This window comes from Nonomuraea mangrovi, assembly GCF_042681425.1.
In the GTDB taxonomy this organism is placed as follows: Bacteria; Actinomycetota; Actinomycetes; order Streptosporangiales; family Streptosporangiaceae; genus Nonomuraea; species Nonomuraea mangrovi.
Genome location: NZ_JBHUFV010000003.1, coordinates 381,339 through 394,389 on the forward strand (window position 1 = coordinate 381,339; position 13,051 = coordinate 394,389).

12 protein-coding genes and 2 riboswitches are annotated in these 13,051 nt (G+C 70.0%); of the genes, 1 reads left to right on the top strand and 11 read right to left on the bottom strand.

The window, feature by feature from the left end; translation table 11 throughout:
- Positions 1-95: 95 nt before the first annotated feature.
- Positions 96-187, bottom strand: a riboswitch (glycine riboswitch).
- Positions 188-221: 34 nt separating this feature from the next.
- The 6 genes from ACFSKW_RS01975 to ACFSKW_RS02000 all read right to left on the bottom strand — a co-directional run bounded on the left by ACFSKW_RS01975 (position 222) and on the right by ACFSKW_RS02000 (position 6,228).
- Positions 222-842 carry a MerR family transcriptional regulator gene (locus ACFSKW_RS01975; protein ID WP_379568451.1) on the bottom strand — a complete coding sequence of 207 codons (621 nt, stop codon included), beginning with the start codon at positions 840-842 and terminating at the stop codon, positions 222-224.
- A 193-nt stretch (positions 843-1,035) separates the two neighbouring features.
- Positions 1,036-1,506, bottom strand: coding sequence for a bifunctional nuclease family protein (locus tag ACFSKW_RS01980; RefSeq protein WP_183661379.1), 471 nt, complete (start codon positions 1,504-1,506; stop codon positions 1,036-1,038).
- Between the two features lie 234 nt (positions 1,507-1,740).
- A complete protein-coding gene (gene ftsR, locus ACFSKW_RS01985) occupies positions 1,741-2,367 on the bottom strand; it encodes a transcriptional regulator FtsR (RefSeq protein ID WP_379568453.1) in 627 nt (208 codons plus the stop codon).
- A gap of 23 nt (positions 2,368-2,390) precedes the next feature.
- A complete protein-coding gene (locus tag ACFSKW_RS01990; protein WP_354906861.1) occupies positions 2,391-2,894 on the bottom strand; it encodes an FHA domain-containing protein in 504 nt (167 codons plus the stop codon).
- Between the two features lie 204 nt (positions 2,895-3,098).
- Positions 3,099-5,594 carry a sugar phosphate nucleotidyltransferase gene (locus tag ACFSKW_RS01995; protein WP_379568455.1) on the bottom strand — a complete coding sequence of 832 codons (2,496 nt, stop codon included), beginning with the start codon at positions 5,592-5,594 and terminating at the stop codon, positions 3,099-3,101.
- Positions 5,595-5,598: 4 nt separating this feature from the next.
- The gene (locus ACFSKW_RS02000) at positions 5,599-6,228 is read right to left on the bottom strand and encodes a CDP-alcohol phosphatidyltransferase family protein (protein ID WP_379568457.1); all 630 of its coding nucleotides are present in this window, start codon (positions 6,226-6,228) and stop codon (positions 5,599-5,601) included.
- Between the two features lie 141 nt (positions 6,229-6,369).
- Positions 6,370-6,480: riboswitch (TPP riboswitch) on the top strand.
- Between ACFSKW_RS02000 and thiC the strand changes: the two genes are divergently transcribed.
- Positions 6,473-8,155, top strand: a complete 1,683-nt coding sequence (gene thiC / locus ACFSKW_RS02005) for a phosphomethylpyrimidine synthase ThiC (protein WP_379568459.1) — start codon at positions 6,473-6,475, stop codon at positions 8,153-8,155. (Overlaps the previous riboswitch by 8 nt.)
- Before the next feature lie 134 nt (positions 8,156-8,289).
- Here the strand turns inward: thiC and ACFSKW_RS02010 are convergent, their stop codons facing one another.
- The 5 genes from ACFSKW_RS02010 to ACFSKW_RS02030 form a co-directional block, all read right to left on the bottom strand.
- Positions 8,290-9,489, bottom strand: coding sequence for a serine hydrolase domain-containing protein (locus ACFSKW_RS02010; protein ID WP_379568461.1), 1,200 nt, complete (start codon positions 9,487-9,489; stop codon positions 8,290-8,292).
- A 124-nt stretch (positions 9,490-9,613) separates the two neighbouring features.
- Positions 9,614-10,201 carry a phosphoribosylanthranilate isomerase gene (locus ACFSKW_RS02015; protein WP_379568463.1) on the bottom strand — a complete coding sequence of 196 codons (588 nt, stop codon included), beginning with the start codon at positions 10,199-10,201 and terminating at the stop codon, positions 9,614-9,616.
- A 9-nt stretch (positions 10,202-10,210) separates the two neighbouring features.
- The gene (locus ACFSKW_RS02020) at positions 10,211-10,642 is read right to left on the bottom strand and encodes a hypothetical protein (RefSeq protein ID WP_379568465.1); all 432 of its coding nucleotides are present in this window, start codon (positions 10,640-10,642) and stop codon (positions 10,211-10,213) included.
- Positions 10,643-10,728: 86 nt separating this feature from the next.
- Positions 10,729-11,403 (bottom strand): response regulator, encoded by a 675-nt coding sequence (locus tag ACFSKW_RS02025; protein WP_379568467.1) that lies wholly within the window; start codon positions 11,401-11,403, stop codon positions 10,729-10,731.
- Positions 11,400-13,007, bottom strand: coding sequence for a sensor histidine kinase (locus ACFSKW_RS02030; protein WP_379568469.1), 1,608 nt, complete (start codon positions 13,005-13,007; stop codon positions 11,400-11,402). The genes ACFSKW_RS02025 and ACFSKW_RS02030 overlap by 4 nt, the downstream gene beginning before the upstream one ends.
- Between the last annotated feature and the right edge of the window lie 44 nt (positions 13,008-13,051).

A 13,051-nucleotide genomic window follows, 5' to 3' on the forward strand; every position in this document is an offset into this window, starting at 1 on the left:
CCTCTGTCATCAACCTGAGAGGTTCGCCCGCGATTCCGCGGGCTTGCACCGTCGGTGAGACGCGCCTGGCTGGCGTGCCTGCTTTCCAGAGTTGCCTCACCCGAGCGGTACTGGATGCCTGAGAGATTCCGGGGAGGGTTGCTCCTTCGGCGCCCCGGATGCCCGGGGACTCTCCCGCACGGGGTCGTCAGCTACAGGCCTAGGCTACCAGCGTTCGGGGATCAGCCCAGTCGGCGAGCCTTGCGGCGCTGGGCCAGTTCGTCAGCGGGATGGTCGGCCGGGACGGTGTCCTCGACCGCCGCCCGTTCCCCCGGCAGCTCCGCGAGCGATCCCTCAACTTCGCGCCAGACCCTGCCCAGCGCGATACCGAACACTCCCTGACCGCCTTGCAGCAGGTCGATGACCTCGTCGGCCGAGGTGCACTCGTAGACGCTCACTCCGTCGCTCATGAGCGTGATCCTGCTGAGGTCGCCGACGCCCCTGTCTCTCAGGTGCTGGACGGCGGTGCGGATCTGCTGGAGCGACACGCCGGTGTCGAGCAGCCGCTTGACGACCTTGAGCACCAGGATGTCGCGGAAGCTGTAGAGGCGCTGGGAACCCGAGCCCTGAGCGGCTCTTATCGTGGGTTCGACCAGGCCCGTGCGCGCCCAGTAGTCCAGTTGCCTGTAGGTGATGCCGGCCGCCGCGCAGGCCGTGGGGCCGCGATAGCCGATGTCGCCAGGCAGAGTCGTAGGCTGCTCGTCGAAGAGCAGGCCCTGCTCACCCGCACGCTGGCGCGCACTCTCGCGCCGCACCGGGTCTTCCTGGCCGGCCGTCTTTCCCTCGCCGCTGCTGACCGCCACGCGGACCTCCGGCTTTCTCTCATCCCGTGGTCTGATCTGGGGGTTCGCAAAGGACAACCACAGGTTTCACTTGCACCGTAGGACCGTGACCATCCGCAGTCAACGATCCGGCTCGGCGCGTCGTGAAGCGTAAATGCAGTGAAATGCGTACCCCAGGTGTCGGCCAAGGGTACGAGCCTTCACGAAGGGAGTCCTACCCAGCGCGTCCGAAGTCCTCGGGCGTGATGGTGTCAAGGAACTCCCTGAACTTCTCCACCTCATCCTCCTGGTCATCAGGGATGATCACCCCGGCCTCCTGCACGACCTCCTCGCTGGCGAAGATCCGCGCACCGGTGCGCAGTGCCAGGGCGATGGAGTCGGACGGGCGCGCGCTGACCTCGACGCCGTTGGAGAACACCAGATCGGCGAAGAAGATCCCGTCACGCAGAGCGACGATGTTGACCGCGCGCAGGCCGACGCCCAGCGCGCTCAGCACATCCCTGAACAGGTCGTGGGTCAATGGCCTGGGCGGCGGCTCCTCCGCTTGGGCAAGGGCGATGGCCGTGGCTTCGGTCATTCCTATCCAGATCGGGAGAAACCTCTCACCCTGCGCCTCCTTGAGCAGAACGATCGGCTGATTTGTGGGCATTTCAACGCGAACGCCCACTACCTCCATCTGCAACACGGGCTGCTCCGAATTCACGATCCATGGGCCGCAATCTTCCGCACTTCAACGTAACACCCACTGGGTAAGTAATATCCCTGCCCCTGAGGCTCCCAGCCAACCTACCCGCCTCCGTGATCCCTTCGCTCACCGCCTCCACCCCCTACGGCGTCGGCGGAGCGGGCGTTCGAAACTCTCGCAGCGGCCGCGCGGGAGCGCGCCGGACGTGTCCCGAACGGGTATGGCGGCCGGGACTCAGCCGCCGAGAACAGAGCGGACGGCGGCCCGCAGAAGGGCGGCGTGCAGGTCGAGGAGCTGCCCCGACAGCTGTCTGGCCGTCTCGCCGGCCTCGCCGATGGCGCCGGGGGCGCGCCGTTTGAGAATGGGGGCGACGGTCTGCTCGACCAGACCGGCCTCGCGCTCGGCCGCGGCCTTGACCGCGCGCAGGTGCCTGGCGTGCAGGCCGTACTTGGCCAGGGAGCCGACGCTGCGGGCCACGTTCAGCGCGTCCTCGTCATAGCGCCTGGCGACCGGCGCGAGCAGGCCGTAGTCCTCGAGCTCGGTGAGCGTCTCGTCGTCGAGCCCGCTGGCCTCCAGCAGCTCGGCGCGGCTGAACCTGACCTCCTTGGCCTCGGGCAGGGCGCGCGGGCGGCCGAGCTCCTCGGCCATCTTGTCCTTGATGACGCGCAGCGGCAGGTAGTGGTCGCGCTGCTCGGTGAGGATGAAGCGCAGCTGCTCCACGTGCATGTAGGTGAACTTGCGAAACCCGGAGGGGCTGCGCTCTGGCTCGATCAGCCCCTCGCTCTCGAGGAAACGGATCTTGGAGATGGTGACATCGGGGAAGTCGCCCTGCAGCAGGGCGAGCACCTCCCCGATGCTCATGTGCGACCGCGCCGCCTGGGAGCTCATGCGCCCCGCGTGAGGAAGACGAGGCGGAACTTGCCGATCTGCACCTCGTCGCCGCTGTGGAGGGGAACCTCCTCGATGCGCTCCCTGTTGACGTAGGTGCCGTTGAGGCTGCCGACGTCGCGGACGGTGAAGGCGCCACCGGGATGCCGGTAGAACTCCACGTGCCGCCGCGAGACCGTGATGTCGTCGAGGAAGATGTCGCTCTCGGGGTGCCTGCCCGTCGTCGTCAGGTCACGGTCGAGGCGGAAGCGGCTGCCCGCGTTGGGGCCGCGTGTCACGACGAGCAGCGCCGCGCCGGGCGGGAGTTGCTCGACGGCGGCCCGCTCGGCAAGGAGGGCGTCGGCCGTCTCCGCCTCATACGCCTCGATTCCCGCGACGGAGATCGTCGAGGTGGTGTCTCCCGAGACCTCATGTCTGGTCAGCGGCGACCCACACCGGGAGCAGAAACGGGCATCCTCGGGGTTGGCATGACCGCACTGCGTACAGTAGACGTACGGCATCTATCGGCTCGGCCTCCTACCGCGAGAACGCGGCGACGGTTGATCAGGACGCCCCACGCCTCTCGCTCGTTCACGATTGCGAATGCCGCAACTTACGCTGATCACTGGCAAAGGTCAAGGCGGGACGCCGCACGGCGGTTCGGACGGTGACAAAGTTACCGCCGAGCCGCCCCCAAGGTCCATGCCGCCGCGCCACTTGTGTTGTCACGTTCCTGCGGCCTGCTCCACGACGCGCGCCCATCTGTCAAGGAATGCCTCTGCTGTGTCGAAATCGTGCGCTTCGGCCCACAGGTCGGTGGCGGGTTCTGAGGCGGCGGGCAGGATGAGAGCCCAGCGCCCGTCGTCCCCGACGACCCGCACGCCGTCGGTGGTGTCGACGCGGAAGCCCTCGGCGGCCTCGATCACCGAGCGCATCACCGCCCCCTTGGTGGCCCACGGCGTCGGGACCGTCCGCTTGAGCAGCTTGGCCTCCGGGATCCGCGCGTCGATCTGGCTGAGCGTCAGACGGGTGCGGGCCACGAGGCCGAGCAGGCGCAGGAAGGCGGCCAGGCCGTCCACCGTGGGCCCGAACTCCGGCACGATGAAGCCGCCCCTGCCGTCACCCGCGAAGATCATGTACGGCTTGGCGGCCGCGGAGGTGAGCGCGTCGAGCGAGGTGGAGGTCCACTCGACCTGGACGCCGTGGAAGCGGCACACCTGCTCGGCCACCCTGGTCGTGGTCACCGGTAGCGCCACCCTGCCGCGGCGGCGTTCGGCGGCGACCAGGTCGAGCACCACCAGCAGCGCCCGCTCCTCGCTGATGAGCTGGCCCATCTCGTCGACCAGGGCGATGCGCTCGCCGACGGGGTCGAAGCGGACGCCGAAGGAGGCGCGTGAGGAGCCGACGAGTTCGGAAAGGCGCTGCAGGTCGCGGCGGCGCTCGGCGAGCGTCTCGGTGGGCGAGGCGGAGTCGAGTCTGGCGTTGACGGTCAGCACCTCGACGCCGAGACGGCCGAGCAGGGTGGGCAGCACCACCGAGGCGGTGCCGCCCGCGCAGTCCACGACGACCTTCATGTCGTTGACGCCCGTCATGTCGACGCAGCGCAGCAGCTCCTGCGCGTAGTCCTCGACCGCTCTGGCGGGGAAGCTCAGCTCGGCGATCTCGCCGGGGAAGGCTCTGCGGAACTCCTGGCGGGAGAAGACGCGTTCCAGCTTGCGCTGTGCGGTGGGGCTGAGATCGGCGCCGTGGGAGTCCATGAAGACGATGTCGACGCTCTGCGGGTCGCCGGAGGTGGTGCGCAGCGCGATGCCGCCGCTGGCGGGCCTGCGGGAGGTGTGGAAGCGGGCCACGGGCAGCGGCATGGCCTCCAGGTCGAGCACGTCGATGGCGCCCGCGGTCAGCGCGCTGATCACGGCGCGTTTGAGCGCCCTCGCCGCGCGGGAGGAGTCGCGCGAGGTGATGACCTGGTCGCCCTTCTTCAGGGTGGTGGCGTAGGCGCTGGCCAGCCGTACGCAGAGCTCGGGGGTGATCTCGACGTTGACCAGGCCGCTGACGCCGCGGGGGCCGAACAGGCTGCGCTGGCCGCGCGACTCCCAGATGACGCTGGTGTTGACGACCGCGCCCGCCTCGACGGTCTTGAAGGGGTAGACCTTGACGCCGCTGGAGACGTACGCCTCGGCCTCGATGACGCACTCGTCACCGACGACGGCGTTCTCCTCGATACGGGCGCCGGTCATCAGGTCGGTGTTCTTGCCGATGACGCAGCCGCGCAGGTGGGCGCCCGGACCGATGTAGACGTTGTCGTGGACCACGGCGCGGTGCAGGAAGGCGCCCTCGCGCACGACGGCGTTGCTGCCGAGCACGGTGTACTCGCGCAGCTCGGCGCCCGCCTCGATCTTGACGTAGTCGCCGATGAGCAGCGGGCCCTTGAGCACGGCCTCGGGGTCCACCTCGGCGCCCTCGCCCACCCAGACGCCCGGCGACATCTCGAAGCCGCCGACGTCGAGCTTGACCCGCCCTGACAGCGCGTCCGCCTGGGCCTTCAGGTAGCTCTCGTGGGTGCCGACGTCCTCCCAGTAGCAGTCGGAGACGTAGCCGTAGATGGGCGCGCCGCGTTCGAGCAGGCGGGGAAAGACGTCAGAGGACCAGTCGACGGCCTCTCCCGCGGGGACGTCGTCGAGGACTTCGGGCTCCATGACGTAGATGCCGGTGTTCACCGTGTCGGAGAAGACCTGGCCCCAGGTGGGCTTTTCGAGGAAACGCTGCACCCTGCCCTGATCGTCGACGATGATGATCCCGAACTCGAGCGGGTTGGGGACGCGCGTCAGACCGATAGTGACGAGGGCCGAATTCTCCCGATGAAACCGGATCATGTCCGATAAATCGATATCGGTCAGAGCGTCGCCAGAAATGACGAGGAAGCGGTCGTCGCGGAGTTTGTCGGCGGCGTTCTTGACGCTGCCCGCCGTACCGAGGGGAAGGTCTTCCGTGGCGTAGTGCAGGCGCATGCCCAGTTCGTCGCCGTCGCCGAAGTAGCTGCGCACCAGCGCGGCAAGGAACTGGACCGTGACCACGGTCTCGGTCAGGCCGTGTTTCCGCAGCAACCGGAGCACGTGTTCCATGATCGGGCGGTTGACCACAGGAAGCAGGGGTTTGGGCTGGTTCGCGGTCATCGGCCGCAACCTCGTGCCCTCCCCGCCTGCCATGACGACCGCCTTCACCCGATCACTCCTTCGTCGCAGTTTGCCCGGGTTCGCGCAGCTCCCCCTTGGCAGCGGTGACGAGCTGGCGCACCTGTACCACATACAACACGCCTGCCCACCAGTACAGACCCGTTCCCCAAATGGCGAACGCCCATCCGATAATCCTCGCAATATCGGCATACCAGGAGCCGGTGTGCGAGGCCAGGAAGAGCAGCGGGAAGGCGTACATCAGATTGGCCATGGCCGCTTTGCCAAGAAAATGCACAGGCAGTGCCTTGTAGCCGTATTTGCGGAGCACGGGGAAGAAACATCCGACGAAGATTTCCCGTGCCAGGATGATCGCGACCAGCCACCACGGGATCACCTCCCTGAGCACCAGGCCGAGGAGGGTGGCGAAGACATAGAGCTTGTCGGCGGCCGGGTCGATGAGGCGGCCCAGCCTGCTGGTCTGGTTCCAGGCGCGGGCGATCTTGCCGTCGAGCCAGTCGGTGAACCCCGCCACCATGAGCAGCCCGATCGCCCAGCCGTCCGCCTTGGGTCCGAGAACCAGCCAAAGGAACACGGGCACACCGAGGAGACGCAGGAAGCTCAGCAGGTTAGGAACCGTCCAGATCCGGTCCTCCGCTGACGAAGGGGCGGAAGTTTCGCTCACGCTTGCGACCCTACTGCGTCGCCGACCAGCGCACGCTGCCGCGCCGTGGCCCGATGGATCCGCTCGCGGACCGCCGCGGCATTTCGGGCATCCGAAGAAGCCGGGGGTTGCGCGGCCCCCCGGTGATCGGGTTACGGTTGCGCCGACCAACGCGGGAGCCCGGTGTGACCGGGCTGAGAGGACGGCTACAGCCGCCGACCGCCAGAACCTGCTCCGGGTAATGCCGGCGAAGGGAGTTTGCGCGATGAGTGGCGCGCGCTTTTCCAAGATCTACCAGGGCGATCTCAGGGTCCCGGCACGCCGGATCGAGCTGAGCGACGGCGGATCCTTCACCGTCTACGACACCTCCGGCCCCTACACCGACCCCAGCGTGGAGACCGACGTCACCCGCGGCCTGCGCCCCCTTCGCGAACAGTGGATCCTCGACCGCGGCGACGTCGCCAGGTACGGCGGCCGCCACGTCAAGCCCATCGACGACGGCTACCGCGACCAGGCGGCCTGGAAGCGGGCGGGCGCGAACCTGTTCGCCGGCGAGCGCCGCGACCCCCTCAGGGCCGCGGGCGCGCCCGTCACCCAGCTCGCCTACGCCCGCAGGGGCGTGGTGACCAGGGAGATGGAGTTCGTCGCCGTCAGGGAGGGCGTGGACCCCGAATTCGTCCGCGCGGAGGTGGCCGCGGGCAGGGCGATCATCCCCGCCAACGTCAACCACCCCGAGACCGAGCCGATGATCATCGGCAGGAACTTCCTCGTCAAGATCAATGCCAACATCGGCAACTCCGCCATCACCTCCTCCGTCGAGGAGGAGGTGGAGAAGATGACCTGGGCCATCCGCTGGGGCGCCGACACCGTCATGGACCTGTCGACGGGCCGCGACATCCACACCACCCGCGAGTGGATCATCCGCAACTCGCCCGTCCCGATCGGCACCGTCCCCCTCTACCAGGCCCTGGAGAAGGTCAACGGGGTCGCCGCGCACCTGTCGTGGGAGGTCTACCGCGACACGCTCATCGAGCAGTGCGAGCAGGGCGTCGACTACGTCACCGTCCACGCGGGGGTGCGGCTGGCGTACGTGCCGCTCACCGTCGGCCGCAAGACGGGCATCGTCTCCCGCGGCGGCTCGATCATGGCGGCATGGTGCCTGGCACACCACCGCGAGAGCTTCCTGTACGAGCACTTCGAGGAGATGTGCGACATCCTCGCCTCCTACGACGTCGCCTTCTCGCTGGGCGACGGGCTGCGGCCGGGCTCGATCGCCGACGCCAACGACGAGGCGCAGTTCGCCGAGCTGCGCACGCTGGGCGAGCTCACCACGATCGCTCACGCGCACGACGTGCAGGTCATGATCGAGGGTCCGGGCCACGTGCCGATGCACAAGATCAAGGAGAACGTGGAGCTGCAGCGCGAGCTCTGCGACGACGCCCCCTTCTACACCCTCGGTCCCCTGGTCACCGACATCGCGCCCGGCTACGACCACATCACCTCGGGCATCGGCGCGGCCATGATCGGCTGGTACGGCACGGCGATGCTCTGCTATGTCACCCCGAAGGAGCACCTCGGCCTGCCCGACAAGGACGACGTCAAGACCGGCGTCATCACCTACAAGATCGCCGCGCACGCCGCGGACCTGGCCAAGGGGCACCCGGGGGCGCAGGCGTGGGACGACGCGCTGTCGGATGCGCGGTTCGAGTTCCGGTGGGAGGACCAGTTCGACCTTTCACTGGACCCTGACACCGCACGGGCCTTCCACGACGAGACGCTGCCCGCGACCCCGGCCAAGACGGCGCACTTCTGCTCGATGTGCGGGCCGAAGTTCTGCTCGATGCGGATCTCCCACGACCTGCGGGCGCAGGCGGGGATGCGGGAGAAGGCGGAGGAGTTCGTGCGCGGCGGCGGCGAGATCTACCTGCCGCTTCCCGAGCGGCGCTGAGGCCCGACCTGCCGCGGAACGCCCGCGCCGCCTGCCGCAGGGGCCGGGCGGCGCGGGCCGGCCGTCGTCGCGGTCCCGGGACCGGGAGGCCGGGACCGCGAGACCGGGACCGCGAGACCGGGGTACGCCTGAGGTCAGCGCTTCACGGGCGCGCTCGCGTCGAGCAGCAGATTCTTGGCGTCGGTGGCCGTGAACCTGCCGGTGGTCCCGCACACGGCGCCCACGGTGTGCGCGGCCCAGGCCTGCGTGCCCGCCTCGGTCCCCGGGTGCCAGGTCGTGTTGATGCCGGACGAGGCCTGCCTGCCGCCCTCCTCGGTGCTGAGCGACAGCGTCGCCATGCCGATGACGCCGCCGTCATGCCCCCACAGCTTCCCGCAGGGCGTGTCGTAGGCGATGAGGCCGAGGCCGTAGTCGAAGGTGACGGGGACCCCCGGCCCCGGCGTGATCGGACCCGTCCTCCGCATCTCCGCGAGCTGGTCCTGGCCGATCAACCCGCCGGTGAGCAGCGCGCGGAAGAAGCGGTTGAGATCCTCCATCGTCGAGACCATCGCGCCCGCCGTGCCGCCCCACGACATGTTGAACGTGCTGAAGTCCCTGAGCGGGAAGGAGCCGAAGAAGGACGTGTACGCCTTCGCGTGCGGGCGGGGCAGCTCCGGCGTGTTCGGGAAGAACGTGTGCGACAGTCCCGCCCGCTGGATCACGTGGCGGGTGATGTAGCGCTCGGCGGACATCCCCGTGACCTTGTCGAGCAGCAGGCCGAGCACGATGTAGTTGGTGTTGGAGTAGCTGCCCGGCGAGTCGCCCGGCTCCCCCGACGGGCCGACGCCGAGGCCGAGGCGGATGAGCTCCTCGTCGCTGAACTGCCGCACGCGCATCTCTTCGAGGCTGTCGGGGCCGGTGATCAGCGCGGTGTCGTAGTCGCCGAGGTGGCTGGTGTGGTTGAGCAGCATCCTGACGGTGACGCGCCGGTCGGGCAGCAGCCCGGGCAGGTACTCCTCGACGGGGGCGTCCAGCCGTACCTTGCCCTGCTCGACCTGCTGCAGGACGGCGGTGGCGACGAAGGTCTTGGTGATGCTGCCGATCCGGTGGTACATGGCGGGCCGCGTGGGACGCCCTGCCTCCAGGTCGGCCAGGCCCGCCGCGCCGCGCCAGTGCCGCCATCCGTCCCGGACGGCGGAGTAGGCCCCGGCGACGCCGCCCTTGGGCACCTCCTCGAGCGTGCGCCGCAGCTCCTTCCTGTCGAGCCCCGGTCCTGCGGCGTGCGCGGCCGGAGCGACGCCGGCCAAGACGAGCAGCGCCCCGAGGCCCAGTGCGGCCATCCTCTTCCACGCCATCCTGTCGCCCTTCTCGCGAAGTTTCCGGACGGGCTCACTATGGCATGCCAGTGATCATGGAAACCTCGGCGGGAAGGAGGACTTCTCCGCTCATCCCCTGAAAGGAGGGGAGGCGACCGAAGTCTCAGGCGCGGGCGGCCTGGAGGAAGGCGCGGATGAGGGCGGAGTCCTTCACGCCCCTGGAGACCTCCACGCCGCTGGAGACGTCGACGCCCCACGGCTGCGCCGCGGCGATCGCCTGCCGTACGTTGCCGGGATCGAGGCCGCCGGCCAGCAGCCAGTGGCCCGAGGGGCCGCCGCGGACGGCCGCCCAGTCCCAGGGCTCGCCGGCGCCGGCCCTGGGCGCGTCCACGATCAGCAGGTCCTCGTCGAACGCCCCTGTCCGCAGGTCGGCGTCGGCCGGGACGGCGCGCACGAGCGTGAGACCGAGGTCCTTCAGCGCGGTGAAGTCCGCGTGCGGGTGACGGCCGTGCAGCTGGACGGCCCGCACCCCTGCGGCCGTGGCGGCCTGCCGTACCTCTTCGACGGGCTCGCCCATGAAGACGCCGACGGTCAGCACGTGGGCCGGGACCTGCGCGGCCAGCTCGGCGGCCCGCGCGGGACTCACCCTGCGCGGGCTCCGGGTCATCACGAACCCGATCGCGTCGGCGCCGGCCTCGACGGCCGCCTCGACGTGCTCGGGCTCGCTCAACCCGCAGATCTTCACGAACATGGCCAAAGCCTATCGGCGCCGCGCGGCCGAGGGCGACCACGCCCACACCGTGGTGAGGGCCAGCAGGCCGAACATGAGCACGCCGTTGGGAACGTGCGCGCCGAGGCCGACGAAGATCAGCAGGAAGTGCTGGGCGATGCCGAGCAGGAACAGGGCGAGGCTCGCGAGGGCGGGCCAGCCCGCGCCCCTGCCGGGACGCCAGTAGAGGACGGCGGCGATCACCTGGAGCAGGCCGACCAGGTGAGCGACCATGCCGATCATGACATGGGTCTCGGCCGTCGCGAGGTCGGCCACGAGCGAGGTGTCGCCGTAGACCAGCGCCTGCCCGGCGAACGAGGCCGCCACCAGCAGCGAGACGGCGTGGGCGAGCACCAGCACGCGCAGGGTGTAGAGCAGCCCGGACGAGACGGGGACGGACGTGGCTGAGGTCACGTCGTGCATGAGGGTGGTCCTTCCTTCTGAGGTGAGGACCACATCGTGGCCGGGCGGGCCCGGCGGGGTCGTCAGCCTGCCGGGTGACCCCCCGATCAGCCCCTGGGCGGATGGCGCACCGGGCGGAAGGCGGCGTCGACCAGGCCGATGCGGTGGGCGACGACCGCGGCCTGGATGCGGTTGCGCAGGCCGAGCTTCTCCATGGCCGAGCCGACATGAGTCTTGACCGTGGTGACGCCGACGTGGAGGCGGTCGGCGATCTCGGCGTTCGACAGGCCGGTGCCGACCAGGGCGAGCACCTCGAGCTCGCGCTCGGTGAGCCCGGCGGGGGTGGGCGTGGTCTGCTGCTCGGCGGCCAGCGCCCGCTCGACGACCCTGCGCAGGACGGAGGGCGCGAGCAGTTGCTCGCCTGAGGCGGCCCTGCGCACGGCGTCGACCATGCGTTCGGGTTCGTCGTCCTTGACCAGGAACCCGAGCGCGCCGACGCGCAGCGCGGCGTAGACGTTGGAGTCGTCGGCGAAGGTGGTCAGCACGACGATCTTCGCGGCCGGTTGGGCGGCCAGGATCCGTTTGATCGCCTCGAGCCCGTCGACCCGTGGCATGCGCAGATCCATGAGCACGACGTCGGGCCTGTGGTGCTCGGCCAGACGGACCGCCTCCGCGCCGTCGTCGGCCTCACCGACGACCTCCATGTCGCCCGTCGCCTGCAGCAACATGCGGACGCCCGCCCTCACCAGGGCCTGGTCGTCGGCCACCACCACTCGAATCACGTCGTCACCTTGGTCGTCGCCATCGTGGCCTGGGGGTAGGGAAGGGTCACGGCCAGGCGCCAGCCGCCGCCGTCGGGACCCGCGGTCAGCGTGCCGCCCAGGGCCTTGGCCCGTTCGCGCATGCCGGCCAGACCCTGGCCCGAGGACGGCAGCGGCTCGCGGATGGTGGGTGGACGGCCGTTGGCGACCTCGACGACCAGCTCGCCGTCGCCTGCGGCCAGCCCGACCCTGACGGCGGTGCCGGGGCCCGCGTGCTTGAGCACGTTGGTCAGGCCCTCCTGGACGATGCGCGCGGCCGAGGCCCTCGCCACCAGCGGCGCCTCACCGAGCGCGGGGTCGAGGTCGAGGTCGACGATCAGCCCGGCGGCGCTCATCCGCTCGGCCGACTCGGCGACCACGTCGGCGGGGTCGGCCAGCAGTACGGCGTCGCCGGCCGGGTCGCGCAGCACGTCGAGCAGGCCGCGCAGGTCCTCGAGCACCTGGTGACCCGTCTCCTTGATGTCGGCGAGCGCGTCGGCGACGGGGCCGTCGGGCGCGGCGTAGCGGGCGGCGGAGGCCCGCAGCACCATGGCGCCGACGTGGTGGGCGACGATGTCGTGCACCTCGCGGGCGAGGCGCTCGCGCTCGGCCAGCTGGTCGGCGCGCAGCTGCGCGATGGCCAGCCGTTCGGACTCGCGCACCCGCAGCCGCTCGGCCTCGGCGGCCGACTGCCTGGCCCCGGCGTACCTGCCGATCGCGATGGGAGTGGCGACGACCACCAGCAGCAGGACCACCCTGAGCGCGGTGACGTTGCCCTCGCCGTTGACCACCACCATCGCGGCCAGCGAGCTGGCGGTGACGTAGACCACGAGGTTCCAGAACCAGGAGGCGACCCGCATCGCGAACACGCCGACCGCGGTCAGCATCGCGACCTGGATGGTGCCGGTGGTCGCGGGGATGAACTGGTGCGCGCTCAGCAGCAGCGCCCCTTCCACCGCGAACACGGCGGCCGGCAGCCGCCTGGCCACCCCCAGCGCGAGGCCCGCCGCCACGACGAAGGAGCCGATCACCCATGCGGGCTGGCTGCCGGTGTGCCAGGAGGGCCAGGTCCCGAGGACGGCCACCGCCACCCCCGCGCCCGCCAGCAGCACGTCCGGGGTGATCTCGGGTGCTTCGAGCCGTCCTGCGGGGCCGCGCAGGTAGCGGCCGACGAGGGCGGGCAGCAGGGCGATGCCGACGGAGTAGAACCAGGCGTTGCGGGTGAAGGCGATGCCGGGGTCGGCGATGTTGAGCCCGGTGGCCAGCGCGCCCGCGGCCACGACCCCCAGGGTGGCGAGCCAGCCGCGGTGGTAGCCGGTGGCGCCGATCGCCACGCACAGCAGGATCTGCGCGGTGTTGGAGGTGAAGGAGCCGATCTGGTCGGTGAAGACGAGGAAGCCGACCAGGTAGAGGCTGACGTGGACGGGCCGGTGGCGTACCAGCCCCATGGGGGCGCCGACCAGCACCGCGAACAGGGGGACGCGCCACTCGGACTGCGGACCGCCTGCCTTGCCCGACATCAGCAGGTCGAGGGCGATTCCGGAGACGGCGAGCAGCACGTCCGGTGCCAGACCACGCCATCGCATGGCACAACCGTATCGACGGGCGCGACCTGCTCGATCCTCCCGAC

Coding starts and splice junctions, on each gene's coding strand:
- ftsR (WP_379568453.1), bottom strand. CDS start 2,367: ATGAGCATCGGGGAGGTGCTCGCCCTGCTGCAGGGCGACTTCCCCGAT.
- ACFSKW_RS01990 (WP_354906861.1), bottom strand. CDS start 2,894: ATGCCGTACGTCTACTGTACGCAGTGCGGTCATGCCAACCCCGAGGAT.
- thiC (WP_379568459.1), top strand. CDS start 6,473: ATGAGTGGCGCGCGCTTTTCCAAGATCTACCAGGGCGATCTCAGGGTC.
- ACFSKW_RS02010 (WP_379568461.1), bottom strand. CDS start 9,489: ATGGCGTGGAAGAGGATGGCCGCACTGGGCCTCGGGGCGCTGCTCGTC.
- ACFSKW_RS02015 (WP_379568463.1), bottom strand. CDS start 10,201: ATGTTCGTGAAGATCTGCGGGTTGAGCGAGCCCGAGCACGTCGAGGCG.
- ACFSKW_RS02020 (WP_379568465.1), bottom strand. CDS start 10,642: ATGCACGACGTGACCTCAGCCACGTCCGTCCCCGTCTCGTCCGGGCTG.
- ACFSKW_RS02030 (WP_379568469.1), bottom strand. CDS start 13,007: ATGCGATGGCGTGGTCTGGCACCGGACGTGCTGCTCGCCGTCTCCGGA.